17 protein-coding genes are annotated in these 17,951 nt (G+C 60.8%); 8 read left to right on the forward strand and 9 right to left on the reverse strand.

The features are described 5' to 3' along the window. Positions 1-2: 2 nt before the first annotated feature. The 3 genes from ACZ881_RS03230 to ACZ881_RS03240 are packed head-to-tail and all read right to left on the reverse strand — an operon-like array spanning position 3 to position 3,790. Positions 3-1,076, reverse strand: coding sequence for an alpha/beta hydrolase (locus ACZ881_RS03230; RefSeq protein ID WP_476112491.1), 1,074 nt, complete (start codon positions 1,074-1,076; stop codon positions 3-5). Beyond that, positions 1,073-2,098: an alpha/beta hydrolase gene (locus tag ACZ881_RS03235; protein WP_476112493.1), complete on the reverse strand. Its 1,026-nt coding sequence runs from the start codon at positions 2,096-2,098 to the stop codon at positions 1,073-1,075. The genes ACZ881_RS03230 and ACZ881_RS03235 overlap by 4 nt, the downstream gene beginning before the upstream one ends. A 9-nt stretch (positions 2,099-2,107) precedes the next feature. After that, positions 2,108-3,790: an FAD-binding dehydrogenase gene (locus ACZ881_RS03240; protein WP_476112495.1), complete on the reverse strand. Its 1,683-nt coding sequence runs from the start codon at positions 3,788-3,790 to the stop codon at positions 2,108-2,110. Positions 3,791-3,858: 68 nt separating this feature from the next. On the opposite strand from ACZ881_RS03240, the gene ACZ881_RS03245 reads away from it, so the two are divergent. Next, entirely contained in the window at positions 3,859-4,938 is a 1,080-nt protein-coding gene (locus ACZ881_RS03245; protein WP_178992667.1) for a quinone-dependent dihydroorotate dehydrogenase, read from the forward strand. Positions 4,939-5,018: 80 nt separating this feature from the next. On the opposite strand, the gene ACZ881_RS03250 is transcribed toward ACZ881_RS03245, so the two are convergent. Then, complete coding sequence (locus tag ACZ881_RS03250) at positions 5,019-5,612, reverse strand: DUF3043 domain-containing protein (RefSeq protein ID WP_017197596.1); 594 nt, start codon at positions 5,610-5,612, stop codon at positions 5,019-5,021. 134 nt (positions 5,613-5,746) lie between these two features. Here ACZ881_RS03250 and ACZ881_RS03255 point away from each other — a divergent pair, with 134 nt between their 5' ends. The 5 genes from ACZ881_RS03255 to ACZ881_RS03275 all read left to right on the forward strand — a co-directional run bounded on the left by ACZ881_RS03255 (position 5,747) and on the right by ACZ881_RS03275 (position 10,925). Next, a complete protein-coding gene (locus ACZ881_RS03255) occupies positions 5,747-7,180 on the forward strand; it encodes a dipeptidase (protein WP_178992668.1) in 1,434 nt (477 codons plus the stop codon). A gap of 164 nt (positions 7,181-7,344) precedes the next feature. Then, the gene (locus ACZ881_RS03260) at positions 7,345-7,737 is read left to right on the forward strand and encodes a HesB/IscA family protein (RefSeq protein ID WP_011774901.1); all 393 of its coding nucleotides are present in this window, start codon (positions 7,345-7,347) and stop codon (positions 7,735-7,737) included. Between the two features lie 182 nt (positions 7,738-7,919). Further along, positions 7,920-8,792, forward strand: a complete 873-nt coding sequence (ctaC, locus tag ACZ881_RS03265; RefSeq protein ID WP_091467712.1) for an aa3-type cytochrome oxidase subunit II — start codon at positions 7,920-7,922, stop codon at positions 8,790-8,792. Between the two features lie 10 nt (positions 8,793-8,802). Further along, positions 8,803-10,527: an aa3-type cytochrome oxidase subunit I gene (gene ctaD / locus ACZ881_RS03270; protein ID WP_011774899.1), complete on the forward strand. Its 1,725-nt coding sequence runs from the start codon at positions 8,803-8,805 to the stop codon at positions 10,525-10,527. After that, positions 10,524-10,925 carry a cytochrome c oxidase subunit 4 gene (locus ACZ881_RS03275; protein WP_017197598.1) on the forward strand — a complete coding sequence of 134 codons (402 nt, stop codon included), beginning with the start codon at positions 10,524-10,526 and terminating at the stop codon, positions 10,923-10,925. Before ctaD ends, ACZ881_RS03275 begins: the two co-directional genes overlap by 4 nt. 118 nt (positions 10,926-11,043) lie before the next feature. Here ACZ881_RS03275 and ACZ881_RS03280 read toward each other — a convergent pair whose 3' ends face one another. Further along, the gene (locus tag ACZ881_RS03280; RefSeq protein WP_178992669.1) at positions 11,044-11,337 is read right to left on the reverse strand and encodes an HPr family phosphocarrier protein; all 294 of its coding nucleotides are present in this window, start codon (positions 11,335-11,337) and stop codon (positions 11,044-11,046) included. A 157-nt stretch (positions 11,338-11,494) separates the two neighbouring features. On the opposite strand from ACZ881_RS03280, the gene ACZ881_RS03285 reads away from it, so the two are divergent. After that, a complete protein-coding gene (locus tag ACZ881_RS03285; protein WP_476112499.1) occupies positions 11,495-12,283 on the forward strand; it encodes a GntR family transcriptional regulator in 789 nt (262 codons plus the stop codon). Between the two features lie 106 nt (positions 12,284-12,389). Here the strand turns inward: ACZ881_RS03285 and qcrB are convergent, their stop codons facing one another. The 4 genes from qcrB to ctaE form a co-directional block, all read right to left on the reverse strand. Beyond that, the gene (gene qcrB / locus ACZ881_RS03290; protein WP_178993937.1) at positions 12,390-14,063 is read right to left on the reverse strand and encodes a cytochrome bc1 complex cytochrome b subunit; all 1,674 of its coding nucleotides are present in this window, start codon (positions 14,061-14,063) and stop codon (positions 12,390-12,392) included. Beyond that, positions 14,041-15,111, reverse strand: a complete 1,071-nt coding sequence (gene qcrA / locus ACZ881_RS03295) for a cytochrome bc1 complex Rieske iron-sulfur subunit (RefSeq protein ID WP_026005323.1) — start codon at positions 15,109-15,111, stop codon at positions 14,041-14,043. The genes qcrB and qcrA overlap by 23 nt, the downstream gene beginning before the upstream one ends. 96 nt (positions 15,112-15,207) lie before the next feature. Continuing rightward, a complete protein-coding gene (gene qcrC / locus ACZ881_RS03300; protein WP_091467705.1) occupies positions 15,208-15,996 on the reverse strand; it encodes a cytochrome bc1 complex diheme cytochrome c subunit in 789 nt (262 codons plus the stop codon). An 88-nt stretch (positions 15,997-16,084) separates the two neighbouring features. Beyond that, entirely contained in the window at positions 16,085-16,723 is a 639-nt protein-coding gene (ctaE, locus tag ACZ881_RS03305) for an aa3-type cytochrome oxidase subunit III (RefSeq protein ID WP_081589141.1), read from the reverse strand. A 148-nt stretch (positions 16,724-16,871) separates the two neighbouring features. On the opposite strand from ctaE, the gene trpD reads away from it, so the two are divergent. Further along, entirely contained in the window at positions 16,872-17,930 is a 1,059-nt protein-coding gene (gene trpD, locus ACZ881_RS03310) for an anthranilate phosphoribosyltransferase (RefSeq protein ID WP_476112503.1), read from the forward strand. The last annotated feature ends 21 nt before the right edge of the window (positions 17,931-17,951 follow it).

Genomic DNA, 17,951 nt, shown 5'->3' on the forward strand with positions numbered 1-17,951 from the left:
ACTCAGTACGGGTAGGCCGCCAGCCACACAGCAACGTCACGGTATGCCTGTTGGCGGACTGTGCGCCTTGACAGAAATACGTCGTGCAGGGCGCCGGGATAGCGGAAAACAGCGATCCTGCGGGCAAGACCAAGCGCCCGCCGCGACGTTTCTTCAACGTCGATGACGGCATCGGCACGCATGAGGTCGGCAGTCCATTCGGCCTGGATCCTGGTCCTCCCGGACAAAAGCACAAGCACCGGGGCGTCTATGTTGAGCTTGCGCCCTACCGCGGCGTGGCCCGCTAGAACTGCTTTTGTCCATCCGGCCCGGATAGGAAACGAAGCCCGCGGACGCCACACCAGATCCAGCATCCACTCGCCATGTGCCTCGTTGCTGACACTTTCCCAATATGCGGGCATTTCCGGGAACCTGAAAGGCCGTTTTGGATCGGTCCGGGCAAAGGGTTCCACCAGATGCATGGCGATACTTCGGACCAGGCTGCTTCCCTGCAGTTCCAGCCATGGAGAATTCAGGACCAACGTTCCCACTCGGCCGGGATTACGGTCGGCCCAAAGGGCCGCGATCAAGCCGCCCAAGGAGTGGGCGAGCAGGTGGATAGTGGGTGGCGTCGCGTTATTGGTCCTTGTGGCTACGTCCCGTTCGATCACACGTAAGGCTGCGGCGAGGTCTTCGTCGTATACGCCAAGATCGGATGTGTAGCCGGGTGTCTGTCCCGGTAGCAGGCTGCGGCCGAATTTCCGGAGGTCCAGGGCATAGAAGTGAAATCCTGACGCCGTGAGGTACTCGGCCAGCTCCGTCTGTAGAAAGTAGTCCGCCCATCCGTGCAGGTAGAGGACCACCGTCGGGGCTCCGCCGGGATCAGATGGGGCGGGGCGTCGTTTGCTCTTGGTAAAGGAAGCCAGGAAATCAAGCACGCCTTGCTGGGACGGATGGGCCACGGGCGGTGCATGCCTGATGAGGGTCGTCTTTACTGGCCCCTCCTCGTCGGCTTTCAAGGGCAAATCCATGCGCTCGTAGCCGTGGCCGAGGACGTCGGGCTGCCATAGTGAAACCGACTCCTCCGTGGTGGTCATGCGTCCCCTTCCCGCCGACGATCCGGCTCGTTGTTGTCCATAAATCCTTTGACCCACCGGGCAAGTCGTGAATAAGCGTCCTTCCTTACTGCCGGCGCTGAAAGGAAGACGTCATGGAGGGCTCCGTCGATGCGTTCCAAGGTAACTGTCCGGCCTAAGGCCATCGCCCGCAGTGCAATGACGCTAACGTCCAGGACGGCGTCCGATCGGCGCATCGTTTCCTGCCACACCATGCCATTGGCGCTGGTGGTGGACGTCAGCACAAGGACAGGCATCTCCAGCTTCAAGCCGCGGGCAACTTGCGAATGGCCTGCGAACACAGCGCTCAACCAACCTGCCCGGACAGGGAAAGCGAGCGGAGGCCTGTAGTTCTCATCCAGGGTCCATTCCCCCTCAGCAGTGCTGCTGATGCTCCGGAAGTAGAAGCCCCGCTCCGGCAACCTCAAAACCATCTCCGGGCGGATCCGTGCGATCGGGGACACCATGGCTTGCGCTGCGCGCCGCACCAATGAACTACCGTGCATCTCCAGCCATGGACTGTCGAGAATCAGGTATTGGATGTCGTCCGGGTGGCGGCTGGCCCAAAGCGCCGCAACCAGTCCTCCGGTTGAATGGCCCATCAGGGTCAGGCTTCCAGTTGAGGAGGCAGTGTGGTCGTGGCGAATGATTTCGATGGCCTTCTCAATCTCGCCATCGTAGTCGGCCAAGTCGGCCACGTAGCCGCCGGGCATATCGGCCTGCAGGCTCCGGCCGTGGTTGTGCATGTCCAGGGCGTAGAAGTCGTAGCCTTGCTGTGCCCAGAAGCGGGCCAGCTCGGTGTTGAAAAAGTAATCGCTCCAACCGTGCAGGAAAAGTACGGCACCGTAGCGCTTCGGCGCTGAGTAGGCGTCGCTGTCAGCTTGGTCTTTGGATTCCACCCTGTGCCGAATCAAGGTGGCGCGCCGGACCACGCCATCCGGCCCTGGGGCGTCAACCCTGCAGGATTGGAAGTCGGTTCCCAGGATGTCAGCCGTCCACTCCATGGCTTTAGCTTAGACACTGGCGGCGGCGTCCCGGCCCGCGGCTCTCCCCGTGAAGAGGCAACCGCCGAGGAATGTTCCTTCCAAAGCCCGATACCCGTGGATACCGCCTCCGCCGAATCCGGCAGCTTCTCCGGCCGCATAGAGGCCCGGGATATCGTTCCCCTCATCGTCCAGCACCCTTGAGCGCAGATCGGTTGTGAGACCGCCCAAGCTCTTACGTGTCAGTACGGACAGCCGAATGGCACTCAGGGGTCCGTGCGCAGGGTCAGTCAAACGATGCGGGCGAGCCACCCGCATGAGTTTGTCGGTTGCAAAGCGCCGTGCTGCCCTGATAGCTGACAACTGCGGATCCTTGCCTAGTCCGCTGGCTACTTGGCTGTCCCTGGCCCGGATCATTGAGTCGAGCCCGTCGCCGTCGATCAAGGACCTTCCTGTGAGGTGGTTCATGCGTGAAGCAAGCTCTATAGGCGTTGCCGCCTGGAGAAAGTCAACACCCTTGTCCATGAAACGCTGAATGGGCGCGTCGCTGTCAGGCCGGAGCCGCGTTGCGAGCAGCCGGAAATCTTTACCTGTGAGATCCGGGTTCTGCTCGGACCCGGAGAGGGCCAGTTCCTTGAGTGCGATGGTGCGGTTGAGGACAAACCATGAATACCCATGTCCCGACCCGACTATGTGCCGAAGCGCTCCCTGTGAGTCAAAGCCAGGAAAGAGCGGCGCCGGCAGCTGATGTCCTTCGGCGTCGAGCCAAAGTGAGGATGGGCCGGGCAGGATGCGGATTCCATGGTTGGGCCACACCGGATCATAGTTGTGGATTCCTTCGGGGTAGTGCCACATGCGGTCGCCGTTGACCAGGGCAGCTCCCGAGGATTCCACGGCGGACAGGAACTCGCCGTCAACTGAAGCTGGTACTCCACTGAGCATGTAGTCGGGAGCCGTGTCGTCCGGCCATTGCCGGCGCACTTTGGCGTGATTGCCGCCGATGCCGCCAGTGGTCACCACCACGGCTCCCGCCGTTGCCTCAAAGCTCCCGATGACGATGCGGCCGGATGCTTGTCCCCTGACCGCCGTCGACGGTTGCAGAACGTCGCCGGAAACGCCGGTGACCCTGCCCGCCGTCGTCGTCAGCGACAAAGCCCGATGCCTGAAGTGAAGGCCGACCCTCCCGGTATCAACGCCCTCCAGCACCTTGGCGAGGAACGGTTCAACCAGCGCGGGTCCCGTGCCCCATGTGACGTGGAACCGGGGCACGGTATTGCCGTGGCCCTGCGGCCCGTAGCCGCCGCGTTCAGCCCACTGCACCAAAGGAAAAAAGCCTACGCCCAGGCTCCGTAGCCATGTCCGCTTCTCACCTGAGGCGAAGTGGACATAAGCCTCGGCCCACTCCCGGGCCTTCTGGTCCACGGAGCGGTCAAAAGCGGCCGACGCCAGCCAGTCCGAAAGGGCGAGTTCTGTGCTGTCCCTGACACCCAGGCGCTGCTGTTCGGGCGTGTTGACCATGAAAAGGCCGCCAAAGGACCAGTGCGCCTGACCGCCCACGGATACCCCCGGTTCCTGGTCCAGGACAGCCACTGACTTGCCGGCAGCATAGGCCGTAGCCGCGGCAACCAGCCCGGACAACCCGGCTCCCACTACTACGACGTCGGCAGCGACCTTTTGGCTTCCATGATCTGCGTCACGATTTTCCGGCGGCATGCCTACATGCTAGCGGCAGGCCGGGTCACGGGTTTGGTGAGTTGTCTGTAAGCGGGAAAACTAGGACCATGCGTGTTTACCCCACATTCTTCAAGTTGGCCTTCTCCTGGATGGATGCCGAGAAAGCCCACAAGATCGGCTTCCAAGGCATCCGGGCGGCCCACCGTTCCGGAGCCGGCCGGATTTTGTCCAGGATTACAGCTCCTGATGCTTCCCTTCGGACGGAAGCGCTGGGGCTCACCTTTCCGTCTCCTTTCGGCTTGGCAGCAGGCTTCGACAAAGAGGGTCACGGCATTGAAGCCTTATCCGAGCTCGGCTTCGGACATGTGGAGGTGGGGACCATCACCGGCCAGGCGCAGCCAGGCAATGAAAAGCCCCGCCTGTTCCGTTTGATTGAGGACAAAGCGGTCATCAACCGCATGGGATTCAACAACGACGGCGCCGCAGCAGTCGCGCCGAGACTCAAGTCAGCACGAGCTGCTTTGCAGCGGCAATACCCCGACGTCCGGCCGGTTATTGGGGTGAACATCGGCAAGACCAAGCTGGTTGAGCTCGACGACGCTACCGAGGACTATTTGGTGAGTGCACGTAGCCTGGCGCCGGCAGCCGACTACCTGGTGGTTAATGTTAGTTCTCCGAATACGCCGGGGCTGCGCTTGCTGCAGAATGTGGAGACGCTGCGTCCCCTGTTGCGGGCTGTTGGCGACGCTGCGGACGAAGCTGCCGGCCGGCATGTACCCCTTCTGGTCAAGATCGCGCCGGACCTGTCCGATGATGATGTCGACGACGTCGCACGCCTTGCGCTGGACCTGAAGCTCGATGGGATTATTGCCACCAACACCACGATTTCGCGTGATGGGCTCGTCTCCGACGCCGCGAAGGTGGAGTCCCTGGGTGCGGGCGGCTTGTCGGGAGCACCCCTGAAGCAGCGCTCCCTGGATGTATTGCGCAGGCTCAAGAACGCTGTGGGGGACCAGCTCGTGCTCATTGCGGTGGGGGGCGTGGAGACGCCGCAGGATGTTCAGGACCGCTTGGACGCTGGAGCAACTCTGGTGCAGGGTTATACAGCGTTCCTCTATGAAGGACCTTTTTGGGCTTCGCGCATCAACAAGGGCCTCGTGAAACTTCGTCAGCGGGCAGCTCGCTGATACCAGCTACAAGAAGACCCCGGACCAGTGGTCCGGGGTCTTCTTGAATGCAAGGGTTGGGGTGCCTGGGTTTCCGGCGCCTAGGCGGGGTACTGCCCGCGCTTTACCTGGGGCTTGGGAAGGCGGAGTTTGCGGAACTGGAGGGCACGCATGCATCCATACCAGATGGAGCCCCGTTCCACTTCGCCGAACTTCTCGGTTAGCCGCTTGCGAAGCTTGCGCGACAGGATGAAGACGTCCACGAAGACAGCGAGGAACATGATCCAGAATCCAATAAGGACGTAGCTGATGCCGGCGCTGGTGGGCGGAATGATCAGGGAAATTACGACGAACAGCAAAGCGCCGAACATGAGGTACTCGCCCAAGCTGAACCGAGCGTCCACGTAGTCACGCGTGTAACGCTTTTGAGGCCCCTTGTCGCGAAGGGGGAGGAACCTCTCGTCACCTGTATCGAGGGCCTGCCGCATTTTCTGCCGCTGGTCCTGGATGGCTACCCTTTCCGCTGCCTTGGAGGCCTTACGGTCGTTGGGAACCAAAGGGCGCTTGCGGGCCGCTTCCTGGTCCTTCCGTTTGGGCGTTGGGGCGCCTTTTCCCGCACCGGACTCCGGTGCGGTGGCGTAGGCCTGATCTACTACTGATTGAGCGCTGGGCTCTTCCTTTTTGCGTCCGAACACCCATACAGAATACCCCTCAAGAAGGTGGCGCACGTTACGTGTCCGGTTGCTCGAGCCCTTTGCCCTGCATCAAGCCCCATGGCTTGGGCTGCGCCTGCTGCGGCGGGAGAATCCCCGGCGGTAAAGTGTGGCCCATGACTTCAGCACATGCGGAGATCCCGCAGAACAAGCAAGGGCACCCCGACTCCACTCCGGTCGAGGCACTGACCACGGCGGTCAACGACTCTTTCGAGAACACACTCGCGTCACTGGAAGAGCTGGTGGGTATTCCCGGGATTGCATGGCCAAGCTTCGATCCCAAGGAACTGGATCGAAGCGCTGACGCCGTGGCTTCCTTGGTTAAGGAAGCCGGCATGGAGGACGTCCGCATCCTTCGCTGCAACAAGGGTGACGGTACGCCCGGTGGTCCTGCCGTCGTCGCGCGCCGACCTGCCGCCGAAGGCAAGCCGACCATCCTGCTCTACGCGCACCATGACGTCCAGCCGCCCGGGGACCGGAGCCTCTGGAAGTCGGAACCGTTCGTCGCCCAACAACGTGATGGCCGGTTGTACGGCCGCGGCGCTGCCGACGACAAAGCAGGGATCATGGCGCACCTGGCCGCATACAGTGCTGTCACTAAGGTCCTGGGGGAAGATTTCGGGCTCGGCGTGACCTTGTTCTTCGAAGGTGAGGAAGAAGCGGGGTCGCCCACTTTCCGGACATTCCTCGAGGAGCACCAGGAACTTCTCCGGGCAGATGTGATTGTTGTTGCCGACTCCAGTAACTGGAAAGTGGGCGTTCCCGCCCTGACCACCAGCCTCCGGGGTTTGGTGGACGGCACGTTCGAAGTGCGCGTCCTCGAGCATGCCGTGCACTCAGGCATGTTCGGCGGCCCGGTGCTCGATGCTCCTACTCTCTTGTCCCGGCTCATTGCCACGCTTCACGACGATGATGGGAACGTTGCGGTAGCAGGACTTGTGGGCCGTGACGAGGCGGCCGTGGACCTCACCGAAGCGGACTATCGCGCCGATGCCTCAGTGCTCGACGGCGTGAGGCTCGCCGGGAGCGGAACCATCGCCTCCCGCCTGTGGACCAAGCCCGCACTGTCCATCATCGGTATGGACGTCCCGGCTGTCGATGTCGCTTCGAATACCCTCATACCGGCGGCCCGCGCAAAATTCAGCATGCGGTTGGCTCCGGGCCAGGATCCCGAAGCAGCAATGGCGGCCCTGAAGCAGCACGTTGAATCCAATGCGCCTTTTGGTGCAAAGGTGACGTTCACGCCGGGGGAGAGGGGTAATGCCTTCTCCACCGATACGACTTCCGCTGCGGCGCGGGTGGCACTGTGGGCGCTGGGTGAGTCATGGGGCGTCAAACCTGTGGAAATGGGCATCGGTGGCTCCATTCCGTTTATCTCCGACCTCTTGGAGATGTATCCGGACGTCCAGATCCTCGTGACAGGTGTGGAGGACCCCGATTCCCGCGCGCACAGTGCCAACGAATCGTTGCACATCGGAGACTTCCGGCACGCGGTGTTGGCCGAAGCCCTGATGCTGGCCCGCCTCAACGCCGAGGGCTTGGTGGAGTAAGCTCCCACGGCGCGCCGGGAACAACGGAATGCTGTCTGTGGTTACGTCAGGAGTTATAGCTAAGCGTCTGCGCGACGTAGCATTAGCTATAACCCGTACGTAATTGGGTAAGGGCAGGCAGCGTTCCGGCGCCGCCGCCAGGAGCTTCATAAGAAGGTAGGCCAATGAGCACTGCAACCAACGAAAACAGCACCGGAGCACAGCTCGTCACCAACGACGACGAACTGGCCACGCACGAGGTCAATCTGACCGACGTCGCCGCAGGCAAGGTCCGCAGCCTCCTCGAGCAGGAAGGGCGCACAGACCTTCGGCTGCGCGTTGCAGTCCAGCCCGGAGGATGCTCGGGGCTGATCTACCAGCTTTACTTCGATGAGCGCCTGCTCGACGGAGACGCTGTGCGCGACTACGACGGCGTTGAGGTCGTAGTGGACAAGATGAGCGTTCCTTACCTCAGCGGCGCAAGCATCGACTTCGAAGACACCATTTCGAAGCAGGGCTTCACCATCGACAACCCAAACGCCGGCGGGTCTTGCGCCTGCGGCGATTCATTCCACTGATGTGAGCCATCGCCGCATGTCGGCGCCTCTTCGCGCGGTTTGAAACCGTTCGGAGCCACGGCGCCGACATGTGCGCGAAAACCGCGTGATAGCGGTAAGCTCTACATCGGGTAGTAAAACTTTTAGTGTGCCCGGTGAGCCTTCGGCCTGCCGGGAGACAGCAACAAGAGGAAGGGCCGTCTGTGAGTTCGCAGAACCGAACCGGCAGCCGACGCATAAAGATCACATCGATCACTGGCTTGGCACTAGCCGGCGCGTTGGTTTTGACCGGATGTTCACCAGAGGTAGAGAAGGGTTGGCTGCCTACAGAGCGCGGCACGACCAACCACACTGACCGGATCATGGACCTCTGGGTCAACTCATGGATCGCCGCCTTGGCAGTCGGTATTATCACGTGGGGCCTTCTGGTCTGGTGCATCATCGCTTACCGTCGCCGCAAGGGCACCACGGGTTTCCCCAAGCAGCTCAGCTATAACCTGCCGCTCGAGGTCTTCTACTTGACCATCCCGCTGTTCATGGTGCTGGTGTTCTTCTACTTCACCGACCAGGACCAGCGTGCGATCGATGACCGCTCGCAGCCCGCCGACGTCGTTGTTGACGTCCGCGGCAAACAGTGGGCCTGGGACTTCAACTACAAAAAGGGTGAGGTCATCAACGAAGACCTCCACGAGGCCGGCGTTCAAGCCCACCTGACCGGTGCCGAGGTCAACAAGGAACTTCTCCCCACCCTGTACTTGCCGGTTGGCAAGTCAGTGGACCTGGAGCTGAACTCCCGCGATGTCATCCACTCCTTCTGGGTTCCCGCCTTCCTTCAGAAGCGCGACATGATTCCCGGCAAGACGAACTACATCAGGTTCACCCCCACCAAGGAGGGCACTTTCGATGGCAAGTGCGCCGAACTCTGCGGTGAATACCACTCCGAAATGCTCTTCCGCGTGAAGGTTGTCTCCGAGACTGAATTCCAGGCTCACATGGAGAAGCTGCGCCAGGATGGCAACACGGGCCTGCTCGGTGCGGAATATGACCGCAACCCGAACCTGAACGAAACCAAGTAAGGGGAGCGACGTGGCTACGTACACTCAATCCGCACCGGGGGTCCTAGAAGCCCCCGTAGTTCCTAAATCCAAGGGACGCATTGTCGTCAACTGGATCACCTCCACGGACCACAAGACCATCGGGTACATGTACCTGATTGCGTCGTTCGTGTTCTTCTGCCTCGGCGGCGTCATGGCGCTGCTGATCCGCGCTGAATTGTTCGAGCCTGGTATGCAGATTCTGCAGACCAAAGAGCAGTACAACCAGATGTTCACGATGCACGGCACCGTGATGCTCCTGATGTTCGCTACACCGCTGTTTGCTGGCTTCGCCAACGTGATCATGCCGCTTCAGATTGGCGCGCCCGACGTTGCCTTCCCGCGTCTGAACGCCTTGGCTTTCTGGTTCTTCCTCTTTGGTTCGACCATTGCCGTGTCCGGATTCATCACCCCCCAGGGTGCTGCATCATTCGGTTGGTTTGCTTACGCGCCTCTCTCGAACACAACGTTCAGTCCCGGTGTCGGTGGTGACCTGTGGGTCTTCGGCCTTGCTCTGTCAGGCTTCGGTACCATCCTTGGTGCTGTCAACTTCATCACCACCATCATCTGCATGCGTGCACCCGGCATGACCATGTGGCGCATGCCCATCTTCACGTGGAACACGCTTGTTACGGCCATCCTGGTACTGATGGCGTTCCCGCCGCTGGCTGCAGCGCTGTTCGCACTCGGTGCGGATCGCCGTTTCGGTGCCCACATCTTCGACCCCGAGAACGGCGGTGCGGTCCTCTGGCAGCACCTGTTCTGGTTCTTCGGCCACCCCGAGGTGTACATCATCGCGCTGCCGTTCTTCGGCATCGTGTCCGAGATCTTCCCGGTCTTCAGCCGCAAGCCGATCTTTGGCTACAAGGGTCTGGTCTACGCGACGATCGCCATCGCCGCACTATCCGTCACCGTGTGGGCCCACCACATGTACGTGACCGGATCCGTGCTGCTGCCGTTCTTCGCCTTCATGACGATGCTCATCGCAGTTCCAACCGGCGTGAAGTTCTTCAACTGGATCGGAACGCTGTGGCAGGGCTCCATTACGTTTGAAACGCCCATGCTCTGGAGCATCGGCTTCCTCGTGACCTTCCTCTTCGGTGGTCTCACCGGCATCATCCTGGCCTCGCCGCCGCTGGACTTCCACGTATCTGACTCGTACTTCGTTGTGGCGCACTTCCACTACGTTGTGTTCGGTACCGTCGTATTCGCCATGTTTGCAGGGTTCTACTTCTGGTGGCCCAAGTGGACAGGCAAGATGCTCAACGAGCGCCTCGGCAAGATCCACTTCTGGCTGCTGTTCCTCGGCTTCCACGGCACGTTCCTCATCCAGCACTGGTTGGGTGTTGAGGGTATGCCGCGTCGCTACGCCGACTACATGCCGCAGGATAACTTCACGTGGATGAACCAGTTCTCCACTATTTCTTCCTTCGTCCTGGGTGCTTCCCTCCTGCCGTTCTTCTGGAACGTCTACATCACCTGGCGTAGCAACAAAAAGGTAGAAGTGGATGACCCGTGGGGCTTCGGTGCCTCGCTGGAGTGGGCAACTTCCTGCCCGCCGCCGCGCCACAACTTCACTTCCTTGCCCCGTATCCGCTCCGAGCGCCCGGCCCTGGACCTTCACCACCCGGAGTTGGCCCAGGTTCACACCGCCGAGGCCCCGTCACCCGCAGCAGCCGTTTTGGGTAACGCCGACCAAAGGGACGTCAGCAAATGAAAATTGAATCGTGGCTCTTCGGAGCCGGAGTCTTCTTCTTCGTCCCCGTAGCCATCGCCTACGGTTTCCTGACGGAATGGAATGAATGGGTCGGTGTCCTGGGCATCCTCCTGGTCGGTGGCCTTGCCGGCATGATCGGTGCCTACCTCGGATTCACTGGTAAGCGCATCGGCCTTCGACCCGAAGACCGTCCCGACGCAGAGATCCACGAGGGAGCTGGCGAGCAGGGTCACTTCAGCCCCTGGAGCTGGTGGCCGCTGGTCCTTGGTTTGGCTTGCGCAGGAGGCTTCCTCGGTCTCGCCATTGGGTTCTGGGTGACGTACGTTGCCGGCGGACTTGCCTTGATTGCTTTGGTTGGCTGGGTCTTCGAGTACAGCCGTGGCGATCACGCCCACTAACTAGTTGGTATAACAATGATGGGCCCCACCGGAAGGTGGGGTCCATCGTCGTTAAGTCCTCGTTGTGCGGGAACGCAATCGCATCACAGTGGATCTTCACATGAAGCTGAGAGTGCTTTCAGTGGGCTTGTGCGCCCTCCAGGACGGCGGAAAGAGCTAGGAGGGCATTCTCGGCTTCCGGAAGGCTCTGATCGCCACTGAGTGCGTCTGGAGCTACTGCGAGGAAGACTTCGCACCCATGTCCGAAATCTTCGGTCATCACTTCCAGAAGGGAACGGGCGTCCACCGGGTCGCCGTCGGGCTTGCGAATCGTCACCGGCAGTCCTGTTTCGGTGACAGCACGAACAAATACTGCGGCTGCCCGTGCGTGCAGCCCGATTTCAGCGGCAACGAAGGTTCTCTGCTCCGGCAACCCAGCTCCTTTGATACGACGGAACTTCCGTCTGAAAATTGATCCATACCAGCGTAGCCGCCGGGGCGCCGCCCATTCCACATGGCACCTCGGTGGTCTAGACCTCCGGCCATGCTGAATTATCCTTGAAGCATGACTCAATTGCTGGAAGTCTGCCGTGGCTGAGGCAGCAAGCATTGCCGGCGAAATCGACCGTGCCAGCGGGACGCCCATCTACGTTCAACTCCGTGAAATTCTGCGCACGTTTATCGCCCAGTCCTGCCCACCAGGGTCTGCGCTCCCATCCGAGCGGGGCCTGTCGGAACGGTTCGGGCTGGCCAGGATGACAGTTCGTCAGGCTATTGATGCTCTGGTTGGCGAAGAGGTAATAGAGCGTGTAGTGGGCCTTGGAACCTTTGTCAGGAAGCCAAAGCTGGATTTGCAGGTGAAGTTAACCTCCTACAGCGAGGAAATGCAGCGTCGCGGAATGGTGCCCGCTGCAAAGGTACTGAGCTTCGAACAAATTGCGGCAAGTGCTTTCCTCGCCAGGGAGCTGCAACTGGACGAGGGCACGCCCCTGGTGCGGTTCAGGCGTCTGCTGTTGGCCGATAACGAACCCATGAGCGTGGATGAGAACTTCATTCCGGCCCATCGGGTGCCTGGACTGCTCGACGAGGCACCGCCAACGTCGCTGTACAACGTTCTGAGCGAACGCTTCGGCTTGGTGATGGAGTGGGGTGAGGACATGATTGAGGCCACTGCAGCGTCGCCGTCAACTGCCCGGCTTCTCAACGTCGACGTCGGCGCCCCGCTACTCAAGATTCAGCGGCACGCCTTCGTTGCCCGTGCAATGGTTGACTACTCCGTCTCGTACTACCGTGCGGACCGCTACAAACTGTGGGTTCCCTTGCAGCGCCCGGGAATTCGTCCCACGCGCAACTACTCGTCGGGGTACCGCACACAGTAGACCTTGAGCTGCCCGCACGCCCTGCAGGCTGCCGAAATAGAGCAGACATAAGGGAAGGACCCGGTCCATGTGGACCGGGTCCTTCCCTTATGTCGAGTGCTAAGCGCTAGTGGCTCAGGCTCTTCTGGTCTTCACCAGCTGCGATGGCCTCGTGGTGGCCATGTGCGTGTGCTGCTTCGAGTTCCGCAGGCGTTGCCGGGGCAACACGGTCTTCGAAGAACCAGCGGGAGAGTGCCGCGCGCTGCTTCTCCTTGCGGGTGACTACGCCGTGCTCGTTCGGCTGGGCCGGGATCGGAGCCGGTGATTCGAACCCGACGAGCTTGTAACGCTTGTACTCATCCAGCGGGGCATGAACCTCGATGAACTCGCCGTGGGGGAGTCGGACGATGCGGCCTGTCTCGCGACCATGAAGTGCAATTTCGCGGTCCTTGCGCTGGAGGGCCAGTGCTACTCGCTTGGTCACGATGAAGGCGATGACAGGGCCGATGAAGAACAGTGTCCGCAGCCAGTAAGTGACATCGTTCAACGACACGTGGAAGTGTGTTGCGATCAGGTCGGAGCCAGCAGCCGCCCACATCACGCAGTACCAAGTGAAGCCTGCAACACCGATGGCAGTACGGGTAGGAGCGTTGCGCGGGCGGTCCAGGACGTGGTGTTCGCGGTTGTCCTTGGTGACCCACCGCTCGATCCACGGGTACATGAACAGCACAGTGAAGATGATGCCGGCCGGTACGAGCGCGGGAAGCAGGACGTTGAGGGTCAGGGTGTATCCGAAGATGACCCACTCGAAGTGGAAGTCGTTGATGACACCCGGCATAAGACGCAGGGCTCCGTCAACGAAACCGATGTACCAGTCAGGCTGGGTACCGGCCGAAACCGGGGAGGGATCGTAGGGGCCGTAGTTCCAGATCGGGTTGATCGTGAACGCTGCCGCCATGAGCGCCAGGACTCCGAAGACGATGAAGAAGAATCCACCAGCCTTTGCGGCGTATACCGGGCCGAGGGGGTAGCCGACGACGTTGCCGTCATTGCGTCCCGGGCCGGGGTACTGGGTGTGCTTGTGCACGACCACCATGAAGAGGTGGATGACAATCATCAGGAGGATGAGCGCCGGCACCAGGAGGATGTGCAGGACGTACAGACGGCCGATGATGGCCGTACCCGGGAACTCTCCGCCGAAGAGGAAGAACGAGGTGTACGTTCCGATGACCGGAATGGACTTGATGACGCCGTCGATGATGCGCAGGCCGTTGCCGGACAGCAGGTCATCGGGGAGGGAGTAGCCGGTGAAGCCGGCAGCCATTGCCAGGATGAGCAGCACGCCGCCCACTACCCAGTTCATTTCGCGGGGCTTGCGGAAAGCGCCCGTGAAGAAGACGCGCAGCATGTGCACACCGAGGGACGCTACGAACAACAGCGCTGCCCAGTGGTGAACCTGGCGCATGAACAGACCGCCACGAACGTCAAACGAAATGTTCAGTGACGAGCTGTAGGCAACCGACATTTCGACGTTGTACAGCGGCGTGTAGGAACCCTGGTAATGGGTTTCCGCCATGGAGGGGTCGAAGAAAAAGGTCAGGAAGGTACCTGACATCAGCAAGATGACGAAGGAGTACAGCGCCACCTCACCGAACATGAACGACCAGTGGTCGGGGAAGACCTTCCGGCCGAACTCGCGCAGGATGCCGGAGCCGCCAACACGCTCGTCCACGAAGTTGGTGAAACTACCAACCTTGGTCTTCGGGACGAAGGGGGCTTCAGCTGTTGATGAGGCGCTCATGCTCGTCACGCTCCCAGTAACTCGGTCCTACAGGTTCTCTGAAGTCGCTGGTTGCGACGAGGTAGCCCTCTGCATCAACTGCGATGGGCAGCTGGGGGAGCGGACGGCTTGCCGGTCCGAAGATGACCTTGCATTCCTGCGTGAGGTCAAAGGTGGACTGGTGGCAGGGGCACAGGAGGTGGTGCGTCTGCTGCTCGTAGAGAGCAACCGGGCAACCGACGTGCGTGCAGATCTTGGAGTAAGCAACGATGCCGTTGTAGCTCCAGTCTTCGCGGCCCTCGGAGGGGTTCAACGAATCCGGGTCCAGGCGCATCAGGAGAACGACGGCTTTTGCCTTCTCGTTCAGCTTGCCTTCGTGGAGTTCGTTGAGGCCTTCGGGGATCACGTGGAAAGCCGAACCGATGGTGACATCCGAAGCCTTGATGGGGGTGCCATCAGGGTCGCGGGTCAGTCGCTTGAGCTTGTCGCCTTCAGGCGCCCACATGGTGTGTGCCAAAGCGTTGTCCGGCCGCGGACCCAGATCGCCGAAGATGGCGAGGGCAGGCAGGGGAGCAAGTGCAACGGCACCAAGAAGGGTGTTGCGGATCAGCGGGCGACGCTTGATGCCGGTCTCGTCGACGATGTCATCGACAATACGGACTGCTGCCTGGCGATCTTCTTCAGTACGGATAGCGTGGCGCTCTTCCGACACTTCGTGATCGGGCATCAGGGCCTTGGCCCAGTGCACGATTCCGGTGCCGATTCCCAGCATTGCGAACGCCGTACCGAGTCCCAGAAGAAGGTTCTGGGTGCGGATGGTTGCAATAGAGGTATCGTCGCCCAAGTCGATGGCAAAGTATGCCACCAGGAACACCAGCGTACCGATTACAGAGGTGCCAAACAGAATGGCTACCTGACGCTCGGCGCGCTTTGCGGCTACCGGGTCCGTGTCAGCCAGGCGCAAACGATGCGGAGGCAGTCCAGGATCCTGGAACTTCTCCACCTCATTCTGACCAGCCGTAGCTACGGTGCCCGAGTGGTTCGGACTGCCGTCACTATGGTTGCCCATAATTCGCCTCATCCTTCTCTCGTTGTCTCGGCCGGGGCCGAGTTATTTTCAGTTTCAAACTGCTGACCGTGCAGCAGAAGTTTTGTCGTGTCCGGGTTAGGACGTGCGGGACGTCAACCAGATCGTGAATGCGATGATGACACCCAAGCCGGCAACCCAAACAAACAGACCTTCAGATACCGGGCCAAGTGCGCCCAGGTCTGCGCCACCGGGGGACCCGTTGGCTTCGATGGTCTTCAGGAAGGTGATGATGTCGCGCTTGTCCTCAGGGGTGACGTTGGAGTCACTGAAGACGGGCATGTTCTGGGGACCGGTAACCATGGCTTCGTAAATGTGCTCAGCGCTTACACCTGCCAGGGCCGGGGCAAACTTGCCGCGGGTCAGGGCGCCACCGGCAGCAGCGGCGTTGTGGCACATGGCGCAGTTGACACGGAAGAGTTCGCCACCGTTGGCTGCGTCTCCCTTCCCGTCGAGGAGGTTCTGTTCGGGAATAGCTGGACCTGCACCGAGGGATGCAACGTAAGCAGAGAGCTGCTTGGTCTGTTCCGCATTGAACTGGGCGGGCTTCTGCTGGGCCTGCGGTCCGCTCATCTGCATGGGCATGCGGCCGGTGCCAACCTGGAAGTCAACTGCAGCAGCACCCACGCCGACCAGCGAGGGGCCGTCCTGGGTTCCGCTTGCACCCATGCCGTGGCAGGTGGCGCAGTTAGCGGCAAAGAGCTTGCCGCCTTCTTCTACGTCACTTGCGCTGAAGCTTGTGGTGCTGGCCTTGGCCTGGTTGACAGTTGTGGCAACGGCGTACAGCCCACCAGTGAGGAGGAGGCCCATCAGCAACAGCGCAATGGCTGCCAGTGGGTGACGTCGCTTCTGCGAGAGTGCCTTCACGTGGTGGTTCCTTTATTCGATCCTGCGTCGGCTCCGAGAGCCGCTTCTTGAAATTCTGCCTCTTGTAGAAAAAGAGTCAAAGCCGGGCTTACTTCAGAACGTAGATGACCAGGAAGAGGCCGATCCACACAACGTCAACGAAGTGCCAGTAGTACGAGGTGACGATCGCCGACGTCGCTTCAAAGTGTCCGAACTTCTTGGCTGCGAACGCGCGGCCGATGATGAACAGGAATGCGATCAGGCCGCCGATGACGTGGAGACCGTGGAAGCCCGTGGTCATGTAGAAGGCGGAGCCGTAAGCGTTGGACGACAGGGATACATGCTCGGAAACGAGCATGGCGTATTCCATGGTCTGGCCGGCTACGAAGAAGGCGCCCATGACGAACGTGAGGGAGAACCATTCGGTCATGCCCCAACGCGTGAACTGCAGGAGCCCACCGGTGCGGCGCGGCTCGAGCCGCTCGGCGGCAAAGACGCCCATCTGGCAAGTAAAGGAACTTGCCACAAGGACGATGGTGTTGACGAGCGCAAACGGGAAGTTGAGCTTGGCCGTCTCCTCGGCCCACATCGTTCCTGATGTGGAGCGCAGGGTGAAGTACATGGCAAAGAGGCCGGCGAAGAACATCAACTCACTGGACAGCCAAACAACGGTTCCAACAGAAACCAGGTTGGGGCGGTTCAGCGTCGGGTGCGCCGGGGTACTGGGGGCATGGGTCGCAGATGTCACAAGGACATTATGTCTGTAAAAGTCCAGACTTCCCAATGCAAACCACCGATTCGGGAGACTTTTTCTACAAAGACGCGAATTCGCGCGGAAAAGTTCCCGGCCTCGTTCACATTGGTCATCGGCGTGGCTGGCTCGATAGCATCAGGGAGTGACTTCTCCGGCATCGGCACCTGCAGCCAGTAATACCTGGCCAGGGCTCATCTCTGCACTGATCAACGGCGACGACCTTGCATTGGGCAACACAGAGTGGGCCATGAACACGATCATGTCCGGTGAAGCGACTCCCGCTCAGATCGCCGGCTTCCTTGTTGCGCTTCGTGCCAAGGGAGAGACGGTGGAAGAATTGGCCGGCTTGGTTGCGGCCATGGTCCAGCACGCCAATCCGATCGATATTTCCGGTGAGAAGCTGGACATCGTAGGAACCGGCGGGGACCGGTTGAACACCGTGAACATCTCCACCATGGCCGCGCTCGTGGCCGCTGGAGCCGGGGCCAAGGTGGTCAAGCACGGCAATCGGGCTGCGTCGTCCACATCAGGATCGGCCGACGTCCTGGAAGCCTTGGGCGTCCGCTTGGATCTTTCGATCGAGCAGGTGGCGCGGAACGCCGAAGAGGCGGGAATCACTTTTTGTTTTGCCCAGGTTTTCCACCCGTCGTTCCGGCATACAGCTGTTCCGCGCCGCGAGCTGGCCGTACCCACGGCCTTCAATTTCCTGGGGCCGATGACCAATCCTGCGCACGTGCAAGCCTCCGCCGTGGGCGTAGCGAATGCCCGCATGGCGCCGTTGGTGGCAGGAGTTCTGGCCCGCCGAGGCAGCCGGGGCCTGGTGTTCCGTGGTGACGATGGACTGGATGAATTGACCCCCACAGGCCCCTCCACCGTCTGGGAGATCAGGAAAGGAGCAGTCAGGGAACAGGTGTTTTCGCCTGAAGACCTGGGGATCCAACCCTCGACCGTCGCGGACCTTCGCGGTGGGGATGCTGCTGCCAATGCGGCAGTAGTGCGCGAAATCCTGGAAGGTAAGACGGGTCCGGTGCGTGACGCCGTTTTGCTGAACGCCGCGGCTGGGCTGGTGTCAATCGACCTCGACGCCGACGGGAGCCTCGAGGAGCGGATGCGCACCGCTTTTGCAAGAGCAGCAGAGTCCGTTGACTCCGGTAAGGCCGCCGAAGTACTCGCTAAGTGGATAGCCCTCAGCCAAAGCTGACGATGGGCGGCCCCGCCGTTA

This window comes from Paenarthrobacter sp. TE3676 (assembly GCF_056279165.1).

Coding starts and splice junctions, on each gene's coding strand:
- ACZ881_RS03230 (WP_476112491.1), bottom strand. CDS start 1,076: ATGACCACCACGGAGGAGTCGGTTTCACTATGGCAGCCCGACGTCCTC.
- ACZ881_RS03235 (WP_476112493.1), bottom strand. CDS start 2,098: ATGGAGTGGACGGCTGACATCCTGGGAACCGACTTCCAATCCTGCAGG.
- ACZ881_RS03240 (WP_476112495.1), bottom strand. CDS start 3,790: ATGCCGCCGGAAAATCGTGACGCAGATCATGGAAGCCAAAAGGTCGCT.
- ACZ881_RS03245 (WP_178992667.1), top strand. CDS start 3,859: ATGCGTGTTTACCCCACATTCTTCAAGTTGGCCTTCTCCTGGATGGAT.
- ACZ881_RS03255 (WP_178992668.1), top strand. CDS start 5,747: ATGACTTCAGCACATGCGGAGATCCCGCAGAACAAGCAAGGGCACCCC.
- ACZ881_RS03260 (WP_011774901.1), top strand. CDS start 7,345: ATGAGCACTGCAACCAACGAAAACAGCACCGGAGCACAGCTCGTCACC.
- ACZ881_RS03275 (WP_017197598.1), top strand. CDS start 10,524: ATGAAAATTGAATCGTGGCTCTTCGGAGCCGGAGTCTTCTTCTTCGTC.
- qcrB (WP_178993937.1), bottom strand. CDS start 14,063: ATGAGCGCCTCATCAACAGCTGAAGCCCCCTTCGTCCCGAAGACCAAG.
- qcrA (WP_026005323.1), bottom strand. CDS start 15,111: ATGGGCAACCATAGTGACGGCAGTCCGAACCACTCGGGCACCGTAGCT.